General features: G+C 71.4%; 21 protein-coding genes and 1 pseudogene. 13 read left to right on the top strand and 9 right to left on the bottom strand.

From position 1 onward, the window contains the following. Positions 1-107: 107 nt before the first annotated feature. The 4 genes and pseudogenes from BJP60_RS14545 to BJP60_RS14530 form a co-directional block, all read right to left on the bottom strand. Positions 108-608, bottom strand: a complete 501-nt coding sequence (locus BJP60_RS14545) for a nitroreductase family deazaflavin-dependent oxidoreductase (protein ID WP_203136596.1) — start codon at positions 606-608, stop codon at positions 108-110. A 20-nt stretch (positions 609-628) separates the two neighbouring features. Continuing rightward, complete coding sequence (locus BJP60_RS14540; RefSeq protein ID WP_203136587.1) at positions 629-1,363, bottom strand: aminoglycoside 3'-phosphotransferase; 735 nt, start codon at positions 1,361-1,363, stop codon at positions 629-631. A gap of 72 nt (positions 1,364-1,435) precedes the next feature. Beyond that, positions 1,436-2,739, bottom strand: a pseudogene (locus tag BJP60_RS14535) (Nramp family divalent metal transporter). A 73-nt stretch (positions 2,740-2,812) separates the two neighbouring features. Further along, positions 2,813-3,838 carry a TIGR03617 family F420-dependent LLM class oxidoreductase gene (locus BJP60_RS14530; RefSeq protein WP_203136586.1) on the bottom strand — a complete coding sequence of 342 codons (1,026 nt, stop codon included), beginning with the start codon at positions 3,836-3,838 and terminating at the stop codon, positions 2,813-2,815. Between the two features lie 60 nt (positions 3,839-3,898). On the opposite strand from BJP60_RS14530, the gene BJP60_RS14525 reads away from it, so the two are divergent. Beyond that, positions 3,899-4,771: a PhzF family phenazine biosynthesis protein gene (locus BJP60_RS14525; protein ID WP_203136585.1), complete on the top strand. Its 873-nt coding sequence runs from the start codon at positions 3,899-3,901 to the stop codon at positions 4,769-4,771. 52 nt (positions 4,772-4,823) lie between these two features. Here BJP60_RS14525 and BJP60_RS14520 read toward each other — a convergent pair whose 3' ends face one another. Beyond that, positions 4,824-5,840: a LacI family DNA-binding transcriptional regulator gene (locus tag BJP60_RS14520; protein WP_203136584.1), complete on the bottom strand. Its 1,017-nt coding sequence runs from the start codon at positions 5,838-5,840 to the stop codon at positions 4,824-4,826. Positions 5,841-6,021: 181 nt separating this feature from the next. Here BJP60_RS14520 and BJP60_RS14515 point away from each other — a divergent pair, with 181 nt between their 5' ends. The 11 genes from BJP60_RS14515 to BJP60_RS14465 all read left to right on the top strand — a co-directional run bounded on the left by BJP60_RS14515 (position 6,022) and on the right by BJP60_RS14465 (position 17,570). Further along, positions 6,022-7,248 carry a sugar ABC transporter substrate-binding protein gene (locus BJP60_RS14515; RefSeq protein ID WP_203136583.1) on the top strand — a complete coding sequence of 409 codons (1,227 nt, stop codon included), beginning with the start codon at positions 6,022-6,024 and terminating at the stop codon, positions 7,246-7,248. Positions 7,249-7,253: 5 nt separating this feature from the next. Continuing rightward, positions 7,254-8,162 (top strand): carbohydrate ABC transporter permease, encoded by a 909-nt coding sequence (locus BJP60_RS14510; RefSeq protein ID WP_203136582.1) that lies wholly within the window; start codon positions 7,254-7,256, stop codon positions 8,160-8,162. A 19-nt stretch (positions 8,163-8,181) separates the two neighbouring features. Beyond that, positions 8,182-9,042 carry a carbohydrate ABC transporter permease gene (locus BJP60_RS14505; RefSeq protein ID WP_203136581.1) on the top strand — a complete coding sequence of 287 codons (861 nt, stop codon included), beginning with the start codon at positions 8,182-8,184 and terminating at the stop codon, positions 9,040-9,042. A gap of 50 nt (positions 9,043-9,092) precedes the next feature. Then, complete coding sequence (locus tag BJP60_RS14500; protein ID WP_203136580.1) at positions 9,093-9,878, top strand: ThuA domain-containing protein; 786 nt, start codon at positions 9,093-9,095, stop codon at positions 9,876-9,878. Continuing rightward, positions 9,875-11,005, top strand: a complete 1,131-nt coding sequence (locus BJP60_RS14495; protein ID WP_238439458.1) for a Gfo/Idh/MocA family protein — start codon at positions 9,875-9,877, stop codon at positions 11,003-11,005. The genes BJP60_RS14500 and BJP60_RS14495 overlap by 4 nt, the downstream gene beginning before the upstream one ends. A gap of 62 nt (positions 11,006-11,067) precedes the next feature. Continuing rightward, positions 11,068-11,772 carry a ThuA domain-containing protein gene (locus BJP60_RS14490; RefSeq protein WP_203136579.1) on the top strand — a complete coding sequence of 235 codons (705 nt, stop codon included), beginning with the start codon at positions 11,068-11,070 and terminating at the stop codon, positions 11,770-11,772. Then, a complete protein-coding gene (locus BJP60_RS14485) occupies positions 11,769-12,893 on the top strand; it encodes a Gfo/Idh/MocA family protein (RefSeq protein WP_203136578.1) in 1,125 nt (374 codons plus the stop codon). Before BJP60_RS14490 ends, BJP60_RS14485 begins: the two co-directional genes overlap by 4 nt. A gap of 5 nt (positions 12,894-12,898) precedes the next feature. Continuing rightward, the gene (locus BJP60_RS14480) at positions 12,899-14,074 is read left to right on the top strand and encodes a Gfo/Idh/MocA family protein (RefSeq protein ID WP_203136576.1); all 1,176 of its coding nucleotides are present in this window, start codon (positions 12,899-12,901) and stop codon (positions 14,072-14,074) included. A 60-nt stretch (positions 14,075-14,134) separates the two neighbouring features. Beyond that, positions 14,135-15,379, top strand: coding sequence for a 23S rRNA (adenine(2503)-C(2))-methyltransferase RlmN (gene rlmN, locus BJP60_RS14475; protein WP_203136574.1), 1,245 nt, complete (start codon positions 14,135-14,137; stop codon positions 15,377-15,379). A 107-nt stretch (positions 15,380-15,486) separates the two neighbouring features. Continuing rightward, complete coding sequence (locus BJP60_RS14470; RefSeq protein WP_203136572.1) at positions 15,487-16,500, top strand: aldo/keto reductase family protein; 1,014 nt, start codon at positions 15,487-15,489, stop codon at positions 16,498-16,500. A 137-nt stretch (positions 16,501-16,637) separates the two neighbouring features. Beyond that, positions 16,638-17,570, top strand: a complete 933-nt coding sequence (locus tag BJP60_RS14465; RefSeq protein ID WP_238439457.1) for a cytochrome b/b6 domain-containing protein — start codon at positions 16,638-16,640, stop codon at positions 17,568-17,570. A 12-nt stretch (positions 17,571-17,582) separates the two neighbouring features. Here the strand turns inward: BJP60_RS14465 and BJP60_RS14460 are convergent, their stop codons facing one another. Continuing rightward, a complete protein-coding gene (locus BJP60_RS14460; RefSeq protein ID WP_203136570.1) occupies positions 17,583-18,026 on the bottom strand; it encodes a hypothetical protein in 444 nt (147 codons plus the stop codon). Between the two features lie 8 nt (positions 18,027-18,034). Further along, positions 18,035-18,994: a hypothetical protein gene (locus BJP60_RS14455; RefSeq protein WP_203136569.1), complete on the bottom strand. Its 960-nt coding sequence runs from the start codon at positions 18,992-18,994 to the stop codon at positions 18,035-18,037. 210 nt (positions 18,995-19,204) lie between these two features. Here BJP60_RS14455 and BJP60_RS14450 point away from each other — a divergent pair, with 210 nt between their 5' ends. After that, positions 19,205-20,002, top strand: a complete 798-nt coding sequence (locus tag BJP60_RS14450) for an enoyl-CoA hydratase-related protein (protein ID WP_203136568.1) — start codon at positions 19,205-19,207, stop codon at positions 20,000-20,002. Between the two features lie 41 nt (positions 20,003-20,043). Here the strand turns inward: BJP60_RS14450 and cofE are convergent, their stop codons facing one another. Together cofE and BJP60_RS14440 are read right to left on the bottom strand one after the other, a co-directional pair. Next, a complete protein-coding gene (gene cofE, locus BJP60_RS14445; protein WP_203136567.1) occupies positions 20,044-20,829 on the bottom strand; it encodes a coenzyme F420-0:L-glutamate ligase in 786 nt (261 codons plus the stop codon). Between the two features lie 7 nt (positions 20,830-20,836). Further along, positions 20,837-21,346, bottom strand: a complete 510-nt coding sequence (locus BJP60_RS14440) for a GNAT family N-acetyltransferase (protein WP_203136566.1) — start codon at positions 21,344-21,346, stop codon at positions 20,837-20,839. Between the last annotated feature and the right edge of the window lie 28 nt (positions 21,347-21,374).

Here is a 21,374-nt window from a genome sequence, read left to right as displayed (position 1 = left end):
TCTTCGTCGTCAGTAGGGGGTGAGCGACGAAGGAGCGAACCGGGCCCCCGCTGACGACGAAGAACCCGCAGCCGCAGCGGATCCCAACCCGAAGCGCAGCCCGCGCGTCACTCCAGCTCGCGCACCAGCCGCAGGCGGAACAGCCGCACCTGACGGCCCGAGTCGCGCTCGTAGCCGCGATAGCCGGGCCACTGCTGCTGGATCCGCTCCCAGGCGGCCTCGCGCGCCTCCGGATCCGTGTCGATCCGCTCGGCGATCACCGCGTAGCGCCGGCCGCGCACCGTGATCTCGGCCTCCGGGTGCGCGAGCAGGTTGTGCGTCCAGGCGGGGTGCCGCCCGCGCGCGAAATTCGTGCCCGCGACGAGGGCGGATCCCTGGCCGTCGGGCGTGTACATCAGCTCACTCGCGCGGAAGCCGCCGGTGCGCGCGCCGACGGTGTGCAGCGTCAGCGACGGCACGAGCAGGCCGGACACCTGCGTGCGCCCACCGGTCGCGATGCGCAGGGCCCGCTCCGCCGCCGGGAGGACGACGGGCCCGACCGTGCGGAAGACGCGCGTGCGCGTGAGCGGTGCGATGGCCGCCCGCACCGCCTGCACGATCCTCGCCATGCGTCGATCCTCCCGCAGGATCAGGTGGCGTTCCAGAGCGCGCGGTAGTACGCCGTGCGGACCGGATCCGGATCGATCCCGTACGCGTCGAGGAACGTCGTGTCCCAGCCGGGGCCGTAGTTCCACCCGAGGCTCATCGTCGCGACCGCGATGTCGGCCCAGCGGTCGGCCGTGCCGAGCGCGCCGAGGTCGACATGAGCGATCCAACGGCCGTCCGGGCCGAGCAGCGTGTTGGGCGAGCACGCGTCGCCGTGGCACACCACGAGCCGGTCGACGACAGGCGGGTCCCGCAGCTCGGCGGGCACCTCGATGCCGCGCGCCGCGGCGCGGGCCAGCCGCGTCGGCACCGACCAGTCGTACGGGCACTCCTCGACCGGCAACGCATCGTGCAGCGCGCGGAGCCCCGCCGCGATCGCGCGCACGGCCACGTCGGGCCGGGCGACCCATGCGGGCGCGACGGCCGACTCGCCCTCGAGCGCGGACGTCACGAGCCACTCCTCGGTGTCCGTCTCGCCGTGATCGCGTACCTCGGGCACGGGCGTCCAGCGTGCCGCCCACGCGAGCCGTTCGGCCTCCTCGGCCATCGACGTCTCGAGGTTCCGCGGGCCCCACTTGACGTACAGCGCGCCGACGCGGAACGTCAGACCGCCGATCTCATTGCGCCAGACGGGCACCGGCACGGCGTTCCCCGCCAGGGCACGCACGCGATCCGGCACGGCGACGTCACCCGACGGAATCGACGACCTCAGCGACATGCGATCATCCTCCGCCGGGAGACGCCGCGGGCCCCCGGCGCATCGCCGAGGGCCCGCGAGTCGACGGCCGGCTCAGGCCCAGCCGAACGCCTTCCCGATCGCCTGCACCGCCTGGTACACGCCCAGCACCACGAACAGCAGCGCCGTGATGCCGAGGGCCACGTTGAGGTACCACTTGTTGCGGTACTCGCGCGGCACGCGATCGGTGTTCAGGATCGGCAGCAGCGTCAGGGCGAGGAACGGCATGAACAGTGCGCCGAGGAAGCCGTACAGCAGCACCAGGAAGATCGGCTGGTCGAGCAGGAGCAGCAGCATCGGCGGGAAGGTCAGCCACACGAGGTAGACCTTGAACCACTTGCCGCCGGCCTGCGAGTCGGGGTGTGCCGAGCCCTTGCCCGTGACGTTGCCCATGAAGTCGGCGAACATCAGCGAGACGCCGTTCCAGACGCCGAGCACGGACGAGAAGCCCGCGGCCCAGAAGCCGACGAGGAACCACACGCCGATGAAGTCGCCGTAGCGCTCGCGCAGCACGCCGTCGAGCTCGAGCAGACCCTGGTCGCCGGCGGCGAGCGACACCCCGGCGGCGCGCACCACCTCGGCACCGACGATGAGCATCGCGATGACGAAGATGCCCGTCATGATGTACGCGGCGGTGTTGTCGATGCGCATGACCCGCAGGAACTTCGGCTTGTCCCATCCCTTCTCGCGCAGCCAGTAGCCGTAGGCCGCGAGCGTGATGGTGCCGCCGACGCCGCCGGCCAGCGCGAGCGTGTTGAACACGCCGCCCTCGGGATCATCGGGACGAGGCCCGAGATCGTCTCGAGGAAGTTCGGGGCCGCGATGATCGCCAGGATCACGATGGTGACGAACATCAGGCCGACGAGCGCGGCGCTGATCCGCTCGAAGATCCGGTACCGGCTGAACCAGATCATGAGGAAGGCCGCGATGCCGGTGCCGATCGCCCAGGGCCACACCTGCGCTCCGAAGCTGCCCTCGGGGAACAGTGCCGCGATCGGCAGCGCAGTCGAGCTCATCGCGGACGCGGCGTAGACGAAGCCCCAGATCACGATGTACGGCGCGAAATACCAGGTCGGCCAGCGGCCGAGCGTGCGCCACCCCTCGAAGATGGTCCTGCCCGTGGCGACCGTGTAGCGTCCCGCGCCCTCGACGAGCACGATCTTGAGGATCACGCCGAGCACGACGGCCCACAGCAGCATGTAGCCGTAGTTGGATCCCGCCACGAGGGTCGCGACCATGTCCGCGGATCCGACGCCGGTCGCGGCGACGACGAGGCCGGGACCGATCACCCGCCAGCGGGGCGCCTCGGTCTCGGGCGTGGTCTTGGTGCTCATCGGGGTCCTCCTCGACTCGGGCATGAGTGGTCCCGAGTCTATGTGGGCGCCGCCGTTCCTCCCGCTCAGCGGGCGGAGGATGGGCAGAAGTGTCCGTTCAGCCGGCGAGCGCCGCGACGTCGGCCGGGTCCGCGGTCTCGGGGGCGTTGATGCACACCGTGGAGGCGAGCCCCGCGAAGCGGTCGGCGAGCCGGTCGCGCACCTCGGCGGGCGTGCCCGCGACCGCGAAGGCGTCGAGCATGTCGTCGTCGACGAGGGCGGCCATCTCGCGCCACTCGCCGCGGCGCGACGCGTCGTGCATCCGGTCGGCGGTCTCGGTCCAGCCGTGCAGCTCCATCACGCCCCGGTAGGCGGGCGTCGAGCCGTAGAACGCGATCTGCTGCCGGACGGCGGCCTCCTGCGCGGCGCGCGCGGCCGCGTCCCGCCCCGCGATCACGAAGGGCAGGGCGATGAGCTCCACGGGCGCGGCGAGCTCGGAGCGCTCGCGGCCCTTCGCGAGCGCCGGGACGCTGACCTCCATGAGGTACTCGCGCGTCGTGAAGGCGTGCGCCACGAAGCCATCGGCGACCTCGCCCACCAGGCGGGTCATGGCGGCGCCGACGCCCGCGAGCCAGATCGGCGGGTAGCCGTGCGGGTTGGGGCCCGGGTCGAACACGGGCGACATCAGCGCGTGCGTGTAGTGCTCGCCGCGGAAGTTCAGCCGCTCGCCGGTCTCCCAGGTGCGCCAGATCGCACGCACGGCGCCGACGAACTCGCGCATGCGCGGCGCGGGCGCCGACCACGGCATGGAGAAGCGCTTCTCGATGTGCGCCTGCACCTGCGAGCCGAGACCGAGCGCGAAGCGCCCCTCGGCCGCGAGCTGCACGTCGTTGGCGGCCATCGCGACCGTCATGGGGTTGCGCGCGAAGGCCACCGCGATCGCGGTGGACACCCGGATCGGCCGTCCCGCGCGCGCCGCCTCGCGCGCCGCGAGCGCGCAGCCGATGAACGGATCGTGCTGCGTCTCGGTCAGCTGGAGGCCGCCGAAGCCGCTCTCGGCCGCGAAGCGGGCCGCCTTCTCGGCGCCGTCCGGGCTGGCATTGCGCGTGCCGATCTCGATGTGGAACCGCGTCGTCTCACTCATCACCCGGCCATGTCTAGCAGAAGCGGATCTCCGGGCCGGGCGAGCGCGGAGAATGAACGCATGACGCACACCGCGACCGCCGACCCCGAGATCCTGCGGCTCACGGCCTTCGCCGCCACCCCCGCGGGCGGCAACCCGGCGGGCGTGGTGCTCGATGCGCGCGACCTCGACGATGCGGGCATGCAGCGGATCGCCGCCGCCGTCGGGTACTCCGAGACGGCCTTCGCGATCGACCCGCGGCTCGGCGGCGACGAGCGCCACGTCGCGGTGCGGTACTTCTCGCCGACCGCCGAGGTGCCGTTCTGCGGGCACGCGACGATCGCGCTCGCGGTGGCCCTCGCCGAGCGGCGCGGCACCGGCGCGTTCCGCTTCGCGACGCCGGTCGGCGAGGTCGTGATCGGCACCGAGCCGGGCGAGGAGACCCCGCTCGCGTCGTTCACGAGCGTGGAGCCGTCCGTGCGCGCGCTCGACCCCGGCGTGGCGGACGAGCTCCTGGAGCTGATCGGCGTCGCGCGCGAGGACCTCGACGCCCGCTGGCCGCTGCGCGAGGCCTTCGCCGGCAACGCGCACCCCATCGTGGCGATCCGCGGACGCGCGCTGTTCGACGGGTTCTCGTTCGATCCGGCGGCCGTGCGGGCGCTCATGGATCGCGCGGGCTGGGCGGGGACGGTGACGGTCGTGCGGTTCGGCGACGCGCCGGACGCCGTCGAGGCGCGCAACCTGTTCCCCGTGGGCGAGATCACGGAGGACCCGGCCACCGGGTCCGCCGCCGCAGCGCTCGGCGCCTACGTCCGGGACGTGCTCGGTGCGCAGGCGCCGAGCCGGATCGTCGTGCAGCAGGGCGCGCACGTCGGGCGCCCGAGCATCCTGCTCGTCGACATCCCCGCCCACGGCGGGATCACCGTGTCGGGCACGGCCGTCGCGATCCGCTGAACCGGATCGGCCGGGTGCGTCTCGGCGGGCTCGCCGGTCCGCCGAGCCCCGATCAGCGGTTCGTCAGCACGCGCTCGACCGTGTCCCCGGGCACGAACTCGCACGCGAGCAGGCGCTGCTGCGGCGCCTCATCCGGCGACAGGATGCGCTCGAGCAGCGCGTCGAGGCCCCATTCGCCGAGCTCGGGGCCGGGGGCGCGCATGTAGGTCAGCCGCGGCTCGCCCATGCCGGCCATGTACGCCGAGGTGCCCATCGAGATGACGCTGAGGTCGTGCGGCACGGCCGTGCCGGCGCCGGCGAGGCCGATCAGGAAGCCGGCGGCCGCGTGCTCGTTCAGCAGCACGACGGCGGTCGTGTCGGGATGGTCGACGGCGAACGCCGCCCCGAGCGCGCGCCCGGCGATCGGCTCCTCCGAGATGTGGATCACGGTGGGCTCGACGCCGTGCGCCCGCATCGCGTCCTGGTAGGCGACCTCGGCGCGCGTGCGCGCGGCATGGTGGTAGCCGGGCTCGCTGCCCGCGACGAAGGCGATGCGGGAGTGGCCGAGCGTGCGGAGCCGATCAAGGGCCTCGAGCACCGAGGCGGGGAAGTCGATGTCGACGAACGCGAGCCCGTCCGGATCCGCCGTGCGTCCGATCAGGGCGAACGGCACGTCCGCCGCGCGGAGGGCGTCGACGCGAGGGTCGTCGAGCTGCACCTCCATGAGCAGCACGCCGTCGACGAGGCCCGTGCGGGCGAGGACGTCGACCTGCTCGGCGTCGTTGCCGATCGGCCACATCACCAGGTCGTACCCGCGCTCGCGCGCCCGACGCGACGCGCTCGTGAAGAACGCCACGGCGGTGGGCGTCAGGGGTCGCTCGAGTGCCGGGTAGAGCAGCGCGACGATGCGCGTGTGGCCGCGACGGGCGAGTGCCGCACCCACCGGGTTGCGCCGGAATCCGAGCGAGCGCATCGCCTCCTCGACGCGCTCGCGGGTGTCGGCGCGCACGGGCTTGCTGCCGTTCACGACGAAGGACACCGTCGCGACCGACACGCCCGCGCGTGCCGCGACATCGCGCATCGTCACCATGGCTCCTCCTCGCTGCATCGTACGGCCGCCGTGCGGCGGGATCGGTCCCGGGGTGTTGACACGGCGGGCGGGTGCCGTGCAGACTTCCAGCCATCGCAGTTTAAGCGTTTAACCTCGCAGGCGGAGAGCGTCGCGGGGAAACGCTCCGAACCGGATCACGCACCCTGACGAAGGAGTCATCATGCGCCGTTCTCGCGCCATCGCGACCACCGCCGCGCTCGCCGCGCTTCCCCTCGCGCTCGCCTCGTGCGCGGGCGGCGGAACCGGGGGAGGAGCCGCCGGCGGCGGCGACGTCGACACCCTGACGATGCTCGACTACTGGAACAACGAGCCCGACAAGACGATCATGCAGGAGGCGATCGACCGCTGTGCGGAGCAGCTCGAGGTCACCGTCGAGCGTGAGACCGTGCCCGGCAAGGACCTCATCCAGAAGGTGCTGCAGCGTTCGTCCTCCCGCACGCTTCCCGACGTGCTGATGCTCGACAACCCGGACGTGCAGGAGATCGCCGCGACCGGCGGCCTCGCGCCCCTCAGCCGCTTCGACGTCGACACCGCGGGCTTCGCGCAGGGCATCCTCGACGCCGCCACCTACGAGGACGAGGTCTACGGCCTCGCTCCCGCGGTCAACACGCTCGGCATCTTCTACAACAAGACGCTGCTCGACGAGGCCGGCATCGAGCCGCCCCAGACGTGGGAGGACCTGAAGACGGCGTCCGCCGCGCTCACCGAGGGCGACCGGTACGGCGTCGCGTTCTCCGCGATCGCGACGTACGAGGGGGCCTGGCAGTTCCTTCCCTTCATGTGGACGAACGGCGGCGACGAGACGGATCTGCAGACGCCGGAGGTCGCCGAGGCGCTGCAGCTGTGGGTCGACCTCGTCCAGGAGGGCTCCGCCTCGGAGGGCGTCGTGAACTGGTCGCAGGCCGACGTGAAGGATCAGTTCGTCGCCGGCAAGGCGGCGATGATGGTCAACGGCCCCTGGCAGATCCCCGCGCTCGCCGACACGGACTTCGAGTGGGGCTCCGTGCTCGTGCCCGTCAACGAGGACGGCCAGACGCCCGTGGCGCCCCTCGGCGGCGAGGTGCTCACGGTGCCCGAGACGGGCGACGAGGCACGCCAGTCGAAGGCGGCCGAGTTCATCGGGTGCATGACGAACGAGGAGAACTCGATGGCGATCGCGGAGGCGCGCTTCATGGTGCCCACGCGGACCGCGCTCGTGGAGGACTACGTCGAGAAGGTGCCCTCCATGGAGGCCTTCACGCAGCAGGTCGTCGACGCGCGCTCGCGCACCGGCAAGCTCGGCGAGGAATGGCCCACCGTCGCGACGGTGATCTACAACGCGGTGCAGCTCGCGATCACGGGCGAGGCGGAGCCGGCGGACGCGCTCGAGCAGGCCGCGCGCGGTTGACGTCGATGACGATGGTGCTGCCCTCGCGGCGACGTCGCATGCGTCGCGAGGACGTCGTGAAGGCGCTGTTCGTGGTGCCCGCCGCGATCTACATCCTGCTGTTCTTCGGCTATCCCGTCGTGAAGAACGTGCTGATGGGGTTCCAGGACTACACGACCAAGACCTTCTTCACGGGCGAGGCGCCCTGGGTGGGGCTGCAGAACTACGTGACCGCCGTCACCAGCGGGCTGTTCTGGCCCGCGATGGCGAACACGCTGCTGTTCACGCTCGGCTCGCTGGTCGGGCAGTTCGTGATCGGCATGGGACTGGCGGTCTTCTTCCGCCGCCGGTTCCCGCTCAGCGGCTTCCTGCGGGCGATGCTGCTGCTTCCCTGGCTGCTGCCGCTGATCGTCTCGAGCGCCACCTGGCGCGCGATCCTGGATCAGGACAGCGGCATCCTGAACCAGGCCCTGGGAGCCGTCGGCGTCGGAGCGGTGCCGTGGCTGACGAGCCCCGACGTGGCGCTCATCGCCGTGATCCTCGTCAACATCTGGGTCGGCATCCCCTTCAACGTCACGCTGCTGTACGGCGGGCTGCAGGACATCCCGGAGGAGCTGTACGAGGCGGCCTCGCTGGACGGCGCGACGGGCTGGAAGGCGTTCTGGCACATCACGCTGCCGAACCTGCGGCCCGTGATGAGCGTCGTCCTGGTGCTCGGCGTCGTGTACACGCTCAAGGTGCTCGACGTGATCCTCGGCCTCACCGGCGGAGGCCCGGCGAACGCGACGCAGACCATCGCGATCCGCGCCTACCAGACGTCGTTCATCGACTTCGAGTTCGGTGTCGGCGCCGCCTTCAGCAACATCCTGATCCTGCTCTCGCTCGTGTTCGCGCTCATCTACCTGCGGTCGAACCGCAAGGCCGTCGACGAGTGATCGGAAAGGACCGAAGCACATGACAACCGCCCTGATCACCGTCGACCAGAAGGCCGCGCGGCGTCACGATCGGCGCACCGGTCGCGGACGCGTGTCGACGGCCGTCGGCATCGTGCTGCTCGCGATCATGCTGTTCCCCGTCTACTGGATGGTGAACACCTCGCTGCAGCCGTCCGGCAACACCCTCAACGCGGGCCTCATCCCCTGGAACCCGAGCTTCGCGGGCTACGAGCAGGCGCTCGCCGACCAGGGCGGGAACCTGGTGACGAGCCTCATCGTGTCGGTCGGATCCGTGATCGTCTGCCTCGTCATCTCCGCGCCCGCCGCGTATGCGCTGGCGCAGTTCCGGTACCGCTGGATCGGGATCGCCCTGCTCGTGATCCTGATCGCGCAGATGATCCCCGGGATCGTGATCGCGAACGCGCTGTACGCGGCGTACAACGACTTCGGACTGCTCAACACGGTCGTGGGCCTCATCCTCGCGGACGCGTCGCACTCGATCCCGTTCGCGATCCTCGTCCTGCGCGCGTTCATGATGAACCTGCATCCATCGATCCTCGAGGCCGCCCGCGTCGACGGGGCGGGGCCCGTGCGGGCCTTCTGGTCGATCGCGCTGCCGATCGCGAAGAACGCCCTCATCACGGCCGGGCTGTTCGCCTTCCTGTTCGCGTGGAGCGACTTCCTGTTCGCCCTCACGCTCACCACCACCGAGGAGCTGCGTCCCGTGACCCTCGGCATCTACCAGTACCTCGGCACGCAGGTCTCGAACTGGGGCGCCGTCATGGCCACGGCCGTGCTGTCGTCGCTGCCGGCGATCGTGCTGCTGCTCGTCGCGCAGCGCTACATCGCGGCCGGCGCGATGGGCGGTGCCGTCAAATGACCGCCTCGCTCGCCCAGACATCCCACAGCTCTGAACAGAAGGAGGACGCCATGTCGGCGCTCGCCCCCGAATACCCCGTCCGCGTCGTCGTGTGGGGGGAGAACCGCCACGAGCAGGTGCAGCAGAAGGTGCGCGACATCTACCCGGACGGGATGCACACCACCATCAAGGAGGGGATCGAGGAGAACCTCGGCGAACGCGCGGTCGTCCGCACCGTGACGCTCGACGACCCGGAGCACGGCCTCACGGAGGAGCTGCTGTCGCAGACCGACGTGCTCGTGTGGTGGGGTCACGCCGCCCACTCCGAGGTCGCGGACGAGGTCGTGGAGCGCGTGCAGCGGCACGTCCTCGAGGGCATGGGGCTCCTCGTGCTGCACTCGGGCCACTGGTCGAAGATCTTCGGCAAGCTCATGGGCACGACCTGCACGCTGCGGTGGCGCTCGAAGAACGACCGCGAGATCGTCTGGACCGTCGATCCCACGCATCCGATCGCGCGGGGCATCCCGCACCCCTTCCTCATCCCGGCGCAGGAGATGTACGGCGAGTTCTTCGACGTGCCCGCCCCCGACGAGCTGGTCTTCCTGTCGACCTTCACGGGCGGCGAGGTGTTCCGCAGCGGCATGACCTACCGCCGCGGCTACGGCAAGATCTTCTACTTCAGCCCCGGCGATCAGGACTACCCGGTGTATCACCAGGCGGAGGTGCGGAAGGTGATCGCCAACGGCGTGGAGTGGGCCAAGACGCTGCGTCCCGAGCGCGCGACGCCGACGCTGCTGCGCTACGAGCTCGAGGACTTCTACAACGGCCGCGGGTACGAGGGGGCGATGCACAATTGAACGCCGTCGCAGCGCCGGGCGGAGCGCCCACCCGCGTCGTGCAGGTCGGCGCCGGGGGGATGGGACGCGCCTGGCTGCGGACCATCGCCGCGGAGCCCGATGCCGAGCTCGTCGGCCTCGTGGATCTCGACCTCGACGTGGCGCGCACCGCGCTGGCGGATGGGGGCATCGACGGCGTCGTCGTCGGACAGAGCGTGGCCGAGGTCGCGGCCGCGACCGGGGCCGATGCCGTGATCGATGTCACGGTGCCCGCTGCGCACCTGACGGTCAACACCGAAGCGCTGGCCATCGGTCTCCCGGTGCTGTGCGAGAAGCCGGCGGCTCCGACCGTCGCGGACGCGCTGCGGCAGGCGGCCGCGGCCGAGGTGCACGGCCGGCTGCTCATGATCAGCCAGTCGCGCCGCTATTACGCCGCACTCGATGCGCTGCGCGCCGAGGTCGCCGGCCTCGGCGCCGTCGGCACGGTCGTCACGGAGTTCTACAAGGCCCCGCGGTTCGGCGGCTTCCGGGAGGAGATGGATCACGTCCTGCTCGTCGACATGGCGATCCATGCGTTCGATGCGGCCAGGTCGATGCTCGGATCGGAGCCCGTGTCCGTGTACTGCGAGGAGCACAACCCCTCGTGGAGCTGGTATCGCGGCGCCGCGAACGCGCACGCGATCTTCACGTTCTCGGACGGCGAGCGGTTCGTCTACACGGGCAGCTGGTGCGCTCCCGGGCTCGAGACGTCGTGGAACGGCTCGTGGCGGATCAGTGCGGAGCGCGGCTCAGTCGCGTGGGACGGCGCGGGACGCGTCTCGGTCGAGACGGCCGCGGGCCTGCGCGAGCGGGAGATCGCCGCCGCGCCGAAGGAGGAGATCGCGGCCTCGCTCGCGGAGTTCCTGGCATGCCTGCGCTCGGGCGGCGAGCCGTCCGGCGCGGCCCGCCGCAACGTGCACAGCCTCGCGATGGTGGAGGCCGCCGTCATGTCGGCCGAGACGGGCCGCAGCGTGCGGCTCGACGAGGTGTTCGAGACCGCGCTCGCGCGCGCGGTCGACACGGAGCCCGACGCCTCCGTGCGCGCCGTCCTGCAGAGCTGGGCGGCGCTGGGCGGCGTGCCGCACAGCACGCCGCATCCGACGCGATAGACAGGCGGCACGGACGCCGCGCCGCAGCAGACAGCGAGCATCCGACAGGAAGAAGGAGAGCCATGCCCGACGCCGGACGGCGCCGCGCCCTCGTCGTGCGCGGGGGATGGGACGGTCATCACCCGGTCGAGGCGACCGAGCTGTTCCTCCCGTTCCTGCGCGCGCAGGGGTTCGAGGTGCGGATCGAGGAGAGCCCGGCGGTCTACGCCGATGCCGCGGTGATGGCGGCGACCGACCTGGTCGTGCAGAGCGTCACGATGAGCACGATCGAGGCCGATGAGGTGCGCGGGCTGCGCGCCGCGATCGAGGCCGGCACCGGTCTCGCGGGATGGCACGGCGGCATCGCCGACTCGTTCCGCAGCAGCTCCGACTACCTGCAGCTCGTCGGCGGCCAGTTCGCCACGCATCCCGGCCGCCACCCCGACGACCGCCCCGGCGACGAGCGCGACAACTACCTGCCGCACACGGTGGAGCTCACCGACCTCGGTCGCGCGCACGAGATCATGGCCGGCCTCGACGACTTCGATCTGGACACCGAGCAGTACTGGGTGCTGCACGACGACCTCATCGATGTGCTGGCCACCACGACGCACCCCACGCAGCCCTATCACCCGTGGCACCGGCCGATCGCCTCGCCCGCCGTGTGGACCCGCCTGTGGGGCGAGGGCAGGGTCTTCGTCGCGACCCCCGGACACTCGCTCGATGTGCTGCGGAACCCGAACGTGCGCACGATCATCGAGCGCGGCATGCTGTGGGCGGCGCGATGAGCGACGTCGCGACCGCGCCGCTGCGCGCCGCGTCCCTGGTGACCGCGCCGCTGCGCGTCGGCATCGTCGGCTGCGGCCACATCGTCGAGCAGTATCTGCAGACGCTGCCGCGGCTCGCGGACGTGCGCGTCGTCGCGGCCGCCGATCTGGATCCGGCCCGCGCCGAGGCGGTCGCGGCGCGCGTCGATGGCGCCCGCGCCCTTCCGGTGGAGGAGCTGCTCGCGGCCCCCGACGTGGACGTGGTCCTGAACCTCACGATCCCGGCCGCGCACGACGAGATCGCCCTGGCCGCGATCGCCGCCGGCAAGCACGTGCACGGGGAGAAGCCGCTGGCGGCGACGACCGGCGGTGCGCGCGCCGTGCTCGATGCCGCGGCCCGTGCCGGCCTGGTCGCCAGCTGCGCCCCGGACACCGTGCTCGGCACGGGCACGCAGACCGCCCGGGTGGCCGTCGACGGCGGTGTCATCGGCCGGCCCGTCGCGGCGACCGCGGTCATGATGACCCCCGGACACGAGCGCTGGCATCCGAATCCCGACTTTTACTACCAGGCCGGCGGCGGACCCCTGTTCGACATGGGGCCCTATTACGTCTCCGCGCTCGTGACGCTCCTCGGCCCGGTGGTCTCGGTCGTCGGCGCCGCGAGCAGCTTGCGTGACAGGCGGACGATCGGATCCGGCCCGCGGGCGGGCGAGGTCATCGGCGTCGATGTCGACACCCACGTCACGGGCGTGCTCGTGCACGAATCCGGTGCGCTGTCGACGCTCGTGATGTCCTTCGACGCGGTCGCCACGCGCGCGTCGCGGATCGAGATCCACGGCACCGCCGGATCCATGGTGGTTCCCGATCCCAATCACTTCGACGGCGAGGTGGAGGTGAACCTCCTGGGCGGCGACGGCTGGGTCGTCCTGCCCCCGTCGGGCGGCTACGCGGGCGCCGGACGCGGCATCGCGCTGCAGGATTTCGTCGAAACCGGAGGCGCCCCGCGGGCGAGCGGCGAGCTCGGCTTCCACGTGCTCGACGTCATGGAGTCGCTCATCCGCGCCGCCCAAGAGGGTCGCACCGTCCAGGTCGCCAGCACGTGCGACCGCCCCATCCCTGTCCCGCTCACGGAACTGGTCTGATCACCATGCACCACGCCCCCGCCCTGCGCATCGCCCTCATCGGCTACTCGTTCATGGGGAGGATCCACGCGCAGGCGTGGCAGACCGCCCCGCGCTTCTTCGACGTGTCCGCAGGAGTCGACCTCGTGGTCGGCCGCGACGCGGCGGCCGTCGAGGAGTTCGCGCACCGGTTCGGCATCCCGCGGTGGAGCACCGACTGGCGCGAGGCGATCGCCGATCCCGACATCGACGCGGTCGACATCTGCGTGCCAGGCGACCTGCACGCCGAGGTCTCCGATGCCGCGCTCGCCGCGGGAAAGCACGTGCTGTGCGAGAAGCCGCTGGCGAACTCGGTGGGCGAGGCGGAGGCGATGGTCGCGGCCGCCGTCGAGGCGCGCGCGAGGGGCGTGCAGTCGATGGTGGGCTTCAGCTATCGCGGCGCCCCCGCGCTCGGGGTCATGAGACAGCTCATCGCCGACGGCCGCATCGGCACGATCCGGCACATCCGCGCGACCTACCTGCAGGACTGGATCGTCGACGAGCAGTTCCCGCTCGTGTGGCGCCTGCAGCGCGAGAAGGCGGGCTCCGGGGCCCTCGGCGACATCGGCGCGCACATCATCGATCTGGCCGTCTTCCTCACGGGACAGCGGCTCGCCGGGGTCAGCGCGCTGACCGAGACGTTCGTGCGGGAGCGGCCCCTCGTCGCGTCCTCCGGATCTCTCGCGGCCGTCGCCGGGGCGGGCACGGGCGTCGTGGACGTGGACGACGCGGCCGTGTTCATCGCGCGCACCGAGGGCGGGGCCCTGGCCACGTTCGAGGCCACGCGCTTCGCCGCCGGACGCAAGAACGCGATCCGGATCGAGATCAACGGCTCGCGCGGCTCGGTCGCGTTCGACTTCGAGCGCATGAACGAGCTCGAGTTCCACGACCACACGCTTCCCGGCGCCGAAGCGGGGTTCCGCCGGATCCTCGCGACCGAGCCCGAGCATCCCCACCTCGAGGCGTGGTGGCCGGCCGGGCACGGGCTCGGCTACGAGCACACCTTCACGCACGAGGTGGTCGCGTTCGCGCGCGCCGTGGCGGCCGGCACGATGCCGTCGCCTTCGTACGAGGACGGTCTGTACGTGCAGCGGGTGCTCGACGCCGTCGAGCGCTCCGCGGCGGCCGGCGCCGGATGGGTGGACATCCCTCACGCGGGCTGAGGAGCGGCGCGACCGGTGCGCACCAGCGCGCTCGCAGGAGCCGTCGCCTAGCCTGGAGGCATGACCGACACGCCCGCGCGCCCCGCGAACACCCCCGTCCGCGCCACCGGCACGCGGCAGGTCCGTCCCCAGACCGAGGGCTGGCAGCAGCAGAAGGACGAGTCCGGTCGGCCGCTGCTGCAGTTCGCGAGCCCCAAGCGCGGCAAGCCGCCCGTGCATCTGGCGGACATGACGCCCGAGCAGCGCGTCGAGAAGGTCAAGGAGCTCGGGTTGCCCGCCTTCCGCGCCAAGCAGCTCGCGAAGCACTACTTCGAGCACTGGACGAGCGACCCCGCCGAGATGACCGATCTGCCGGCCGCGGGTCGTGAGGAGTTCGTCGGCGGCATGCTCCCGAACCTGCTCACCGAGGTCCGCCGGCTGCAGACCGACAACGGCGACACGATCAAGTTCCTGTGGCGCCTGCACGACGGCGCGCTCGTCGAGTCGGTGCTGATGCGGTACCCCGGACGCATCACGCTGTGCGTGTCGTCGCAGGCCGGCTGCGGCATGAACTGCCCGTTCTGCGCGACCGGTCAGGCGGGTCTGACGCGCAACATGTCGTCCGCCGAGATCATCGACCAGATCGTGCGCGCCAACCGCGCGATCGCGAACGGCGAGCTGGGCCGCCGCGAGCACGCGGACGAGCGCGTCACCAACATCGTGTTCATGGGCATGGGCGAGCCGCTGGCCAACTACGCCCGCGTGATGCACGCCGTGCGCACCATGGTCGACAAGAAGGAAGGCCTCGGGATGAGCGCCCGCGGCATCACGGTCTCCACCGTCGGGCTCGCGCCGGCCATCCGCAAGCTCGCGGACGAGGACATCCCCGTGACGTTCGCGCTGTCGCTGCACGCGCCCGACGACGAGCTGCGCGACGAGCTGATCCCGGTCAACTCGCGTTGGAAGGTCGACGAGGTGCTGGACGCCGCGCGCGGCTACTTCGACAGGACCGGCCGCCGCGTCTCGATCGAATACGCGCTCATCCGCGACATGAACGACCACCCCTGGCGCGCCGACCTGCTCGCGGAGAAGCTCAACGCCCGCGGCCGCGGCTGGGTGCACGTCAACCCGATCCCGCTGAACCCGACCCCCGGCTCGGTGTGGGACGCCTCGGAGAAGTCCGTGCAGCGCGAGTTCGTGCGCCGCCTGAACGACGCGGGCGTGCCGACCACGATTCGCGACACCCGCGGCAAGGAGATCGACGGCGCCTGCGGCCAGCTCGTGGCGACGGAAGAGGATCAGGCCGCCGCGGCGGCCACCGCCTGACCGCCCGCCGCGTCATCCGGCCGCCGCGCCTCGTCTGCGCCCGCCCGTTCGCGACGGACATGCCCGCTCGGCGCCCGGCGGTGCCCGCACGCCGATAGCGTGATGCCATGGTCAACTATCGCTACCTCGGCAACAGCGGGTTCAAGGTCTCGGAGATCACCTACGGCAACTGGGTGACGCACGCATCGCAGGTCGAGAACGACGCCGCGATCGCGACGGTGCACGCCGCGCTGGATGCCGGCATCACCACGTTCGACACCGCCGACACGTACGCGAACACCGCCGCGGAGGAGGTGCTCGCCGAGGCGCTGAAGGGCCAGCGTCGCGAGAGCCTCGAGATCTTCACGAAGGTCTACTTCCCGATCGGCCCGAAGGGCCCGAACGACACCGGCCTGTCCCGCAAGCACATCATGGACGGGATCCACGGATCGCTGCGTCGCCTCAACGTCGAGTACGTCGACCTGTTCCAGGCGCACCGCTACGACTACGAGACCCCGCTCGAGGAGACGATGCAGGCGTTCGCCGACATCGTGCGCCAGGGCAAGGCGCTGTACATCGGCGTGTCCGAGTGGACCGCCGAGCAGCTGCGCGAGGGACACGCGCTCGCGAAGCAGCTGGGCTTCCAGCTGGCGTCGAACCAGCCGCAGTACTCGATGCTGCACCGCGTCATCGAGGGCAAGGTCGTTCCCGCCTCGCAGGAGCTCGGCATCTCGCAGATCGTGTTCTCGCCCATGGCGCAGGGCGTGCTGAGCGGCAAGTACCTGCCCGGCCAGCCCGTGCCGGAGGGCAGCCGCGCGACCGACGAGAAGAGCGGCGCGGTCTTCATCAAGCGCCTGCTGCGCGACGAGGTGCTCGAGGCCGTGCAGAAGCTCAAGCCGATCGCCGAGCAGGCGGGGCTCACGATGCCGCAGCTCGCGATCGCGTGGGTGCTGCAGAACCCCAACGTGGCCGCGGCCCTGGTCGGCGCCTCGCGCCCCGAGCAGCTCGCCGACACCGTCAAGGCGTCGGGCGTGAAGCTCGAGCCGGATGTCATGACCGCGATCGACGAGGCGCTCTCGGGCGTCGCGAACACCGATCCCGAGGACACCTACAGCGTCTCGCCCAAGGAGCGCCTGGTCTGATCCGGCGCGCGGGAGGGGTGCACGCGTGCGGCACCCCTCCCGCGACGGCGCGTGCGGCTCGCCCGCTGAGCTCGCGCCACGCGGTCCCATGTTCGTCGCTCAACGAACAATGAGGTGGGACTTGGCATGATCTACTCGTGACCCCTGCCCGCATCCCGACGCCGCTGCGCGCCGTGTACGGGGTCTTCGGAGCCGCGACGCTCGCCGTGCTGGCGTTCACGGCCGTGTTCTTCACGCGCTGGATCGCGTCGCTCGCCCCGGTCGAGGCGTTCCTCGCCGCGTACCCGGGCGCGGCGCCCATGCCGGAGGGGCAGGGCATCGGCGTCCCGGCATGGCTGTCGTGGACGCACTTCCTGAACGCCTTCTTCCTGCTGCTGATCATCCGATCCGGGATCCGGATCCGCGGCGAGAGGACGCCCAGCGGGCTGTGGACGTCGCGCAGGGTCAAGAAGCGCCGGATGAGTCTCACCATCTGGTTCCACATCGCGGTCGACGTGCTGTGGATGCTCAACGGCGTCGCGTTCGTCGTGCTGCTGTTCGCGACGGGGCACTGGGTGCGGATCGTGCCGACGAGCTGGGAGGTCTTCCCGAACGCGCTGTCGGCGCTCATCCAGTACGTCTCGCTCGACTGGCCGACGCACAGCGGCTGGACCGGCTACAACGGGCTGCAGCAGCTGTCCTACTTCGCGATCGTGTTCCTCGCCTCGCCGCTGGCGATCCTGACGGGCGCGCGGCTCAGCGCGTTCTGGCCGCGGGAGACGGATCCCTCGAGCCGAGTCGGGCGCCTGAACCGGATGTTCCCGGTGGATCTCGCGAAGGCCATCCACTTCCCGACCATGCTGTTCTTCGTCGGCTTCGTGATCGTGCACGTGGGACTCGTGCTCGCCACGGGTGCGCTGCGCAACCTCAACGCGATGTACGGCGGTCAGGACGCCGTGAACTGGACCGGCTTCTGGATCTTCGTGATCTCGCTGGTCGCGATGGCGGGGGGCTGGATCGCGGCGCGCGACCGCGTCATCGCACCGATCGCGCAGCGCTTCGGCGACGTCCGGATGCGTCCGCGCCGCTGAGGCGCGGCGGCGTCACTCGACGGTGAAGGCCGCCGGCTCGGAGCTGACGTGCAGGCCGTCGCCGGCCATCACCTCGAGCTCACCGGGCTCGGCATCCGCCGGCACCGTGAAGGATCCGCTCAGCGTGCCGTCCTGGGCGACCCGGGCCTCGCCCAGGTTGATCGTCTCGCCGCCCTGCACCCAGTACAGGTCGACGGCCGACACGGCATCCGGCTCCGAGACCTGCTGACCCGTGTCCTCGCACACGAGGTACCCGTCGCCGCTGACCTCGACGTCGGCGCCGGGGGCTGCGCGGTCGGGGGAGAGGCTCAGCGTGGGGGCCGCGCACGCCTGCTCGGAGACGACTGCTTGATCGTCCGGTGCCTGCGACGCGCTCGGCGACGTCGCGCCCGCGCATCCGGCGAGGCCGAGCAGCAGCGCGCTCGTGAGGGTGAGGGTGACGGGGAGTCGGCGCATCTCGGGGCTCACTTCTTGTAGAGCGAGTAGAGGCTCGTCAGGTCGCCGGCGCCGAACAGGCGTGCCGACGCGTTGCATGCGGTGATCTGCGGGCTCATGGTCAGGTCGTTGCCGCCGCGCTCGACCGCGTGGGCGAGCCCGACCGCGTGGCCGAGCTCGTGCGTGAGGACGGAGCGCGCGTCGAACCTGCTGCCCGTGCAGCCCTTCGGGTTCGTGATCCACGCGCGGCTGGAGCTGTCGAGCCGCACGTCGGCGCGCAGGATCTCGTCGTGACCGCTGTGGGTCTTGAAGACGACGCAGGTGAGACCGAGCGTCGATCCGGTCAGGTTGCCGAAGTCGATCACGCTGTGCGCGTCGGGCTTCGTGCAGGTGTTGCCGCTCATGTTGGCGTCGACCGTCGTGGCGGCCCCGATCCTGCCGGGCACCGCGAGCGCGCGCGTGAGGCCGCACCCGTCGGTGCCGTTCTTGACGGTGCTCCACGACTGCGTGATCAGGTTGGTCCACGTCGCCGACGAGAGGTTCGAGGGACGGCGCTCGGACGTGTTGATCCGATACGTGGGCGACGCGTACCACTTCACGCCCTGCACGTGCACCGCGTTGTCCTTGCAGCGCGAGACCGCCGCCGCGCGCTGCGGTGCGGTCACCGCCGCATGGTCTTCGACCGTGACGCTGACGACGCCCTCCGCGTCCGTCTGAACCGTGAGGTGCGCGTCGCTGCCGTCCGTCTGGACGCCGATCGCCATGACGCCGGTTCCCGGTGCCGGGATCGCGACGGCGATGTCGTCGGCCACGACGGTCTTGGGCGCACCGCACGACGTGAGGTCGAGACCGTCGGCGACCTCGGCGGCGACCGCGGTGACCTTCGCGACCGCGGGCGGGCACGTCAGCGCGGAGGCCGCGGACGGGCCGGCGGTGACGGCGGGTGCGCCGGTGAGGGCGATCACGCTGAGCAGGGAGAGCAGTTTCATCGACCGGAGCTCCTCGGTTCTGTGGGGGATGGCACGCCGCCGTGGCACGAGCCACTAAGAGCATGCCATCGGGGGTCCCGGGCCCTGACCGCCCGCTTCTCACTCAACGGGACCCGTGTGCGTCGGCGGTGCCGAGCGCGGGCCGAGAGCGCCCGCCGGTGCGGTCTTCGCGTGCGGCATGCTGGAGTGCGACGCACGCGAGGAGGCAGGATGACCGACACCGCTGACCAGGCCAGCCCGTACGAGACCATCCGGACCGAGACGCGGGGCCGCGTCGGATGGATCACGCTCGACCGGACGGACGCGCTCAACGCCCTCAACGCGCAGGTGATGCGCGAGCTCGCCGACGCGGCGACCGCGTTCGACGCGGACGGCGGCATCGGCGCGATCGTCGTGACCGGATCCGAGCGGGCCTTCGCCGCCGGCGCGGACATCAAGGAGATGGAGGGCCTGCGCGGTCGGGACATCGCCGTCGAGGGGCGTTTCGACGGCTGGCGCGGGTTCGCGGACGTGCACACGCCCGTGATCGCCGCGGTGTCCGGCTACGCGCTGGGCGGCGGCTGCGAGCTCGCGATGATGTGCGATGTGATCCTCGCGGCCGACTCCGCGAAGTTCGGGCAGCCCGAGATCACGCTCGGCGTGATCCCCGGCATCGGCGGCACGCAGCGCCTCGTGCGCGCCGTCGGCTACTACAAGGCGGCCGAGCTCATCCTGTCCGGCCGCATGATCGACGCCGCCGAGGCCGAGCGGATCGGCCTGGTCTCGCGCGTCGTGCCGGCTGCGGAGCTGCTCGAGGAGGCCGGCGCGCTCGCCGCGGCGATGGCGGAGAAGCCGCTCTCCGCGCTGTACGGCGCCAAGGCCGCCCTCGACGCCGCCCTCGAGATGCCGCTCGCGGAGGGCCTGCGTCTCGAGAAGCACCTGTTCGCCTCGATGTTCGACACCGAGGATCAGAAGGAGGGGATGGCGGCCTTCCGCGAGAAGCGCGCGCCGCGCTTCACCCAGCGCTGAGGTCGACGCGTCCCGGGGGGCGTGCGGCACGTCCCCGGCGCTTACGTGACCGACGCCGCCCCGGTCGCGAACCCCTCGGCGAACGCCTCGTCGTAGCCGAGGCGGAACATGTCGCGCTCTCCCGTGCGCGGGATGGTACGGGCGCCCGGCAGCGCGAGATCGCCCACCAGGTCCGCGCGGCCGCGCACCACCGCGACGGGCATGCCCGAGGCCTTGCCCTTCACGAGGTCGGCCGCGGCGCACAGCTCGTCCGCCACGCACGGCAGCGTGACGTGCAGCGGGCGACCCTGCGCGTCGGTCGAGCCGCGCAGGTCCTCGAACACCCGCACGCCGCCCGCGCCGATCGCGTGGTCGATCTGGCCGTCGCGCCATGCCCGACCCAGCGTGTCCGACACGAGTACGCCCACGTCGACGCCGAACCGCGCCCGCAGTCCCGCCGCCAGCGCGCGTGCCGACGCATCCGGGTCGACGGGAAGCAGCAGCACCGTCCCCTCCGGGGTGTTGGACGCATCGACACCGGCCGCGGCCGACACGATGCCGAGCCGGTTCTCGACGATCCGCGTGACGCTGCCGTTCTCTGAGGTGCGGGTCGCGACCACGCGCACGGTCTCGGCCGTGATCGCGTCCTCGCGGTCGTCGGCAGTCACGAACCGCCCCTCGGCCTTCGAGACGATCTTGCTCGTGACGACCAGGATGTCGCCGTCCACGAGCGGATCGCCCCCGTCGGGCAGGCGTTCCGACGCCTCGATCGCCGACGCGATCACGTCGACGAGATCCGTGCCCGCGGCGATCTCGGGGATCCCCGCGAGGGGCCAGATCGTCAGCACCGGGCGATCAGGGACGGACGTAGCGCACCTCGGCGAGCGTCTCGCCCAGGAACGGCTCTTCGCGGCGCCCGCCGTCGAGGTGGAAGCCGCGCTTCTCGTAGAACGTGCGCGCGCCGGGGTACCGCTCCGCGAGCCAGAGGTACAGCGGCTCGCCGTCGTCGACGACCGCGTCGAACAGCGCGCGACCGATGCCCTTTCGGTGCCACGAGTCGAGCAGGTACACGAAGTAGAACTCGCGCGGGGCCGGAGCGTCCGCCTCACGGGCGGGACCACTGGCCGCGAAGCCGACGATCTCCCCGTTCACGAGGGCCGCAGCGTGCCGGATCTCGTCGTTCTGCGACGTGTAGTGGGTCCACAGCTCCGCCATGCGGCGCGGCGAGACCTTCGCGAGCGTGGCGCTCGAGATGAGACCGTCGTAGGTCTCGTGCCAGACCTTCGCGTGGACGCGCCCCATCGCCTCGGCGTCCACGTCGCGAATCGGTCGGATCAGCAGGTCGGTGAGCGATTCGGCTGCCATGGCAGGACTCTACGCACCGACGAGGCCG

The sequence above is a fragment of the Microbacterium sp. JZ31 genome (assembly GCF_016805985.1).
Lineage (GTDB): Bacteria > Actinomycetota > Actinomycetes > Actinomycetales > Microbacteriaceae > Microbacterium.
Note: the sequence above shows the minus strand (reverse complement) of the source record. Positions and strands in the feature narration are given on the sequence as shown.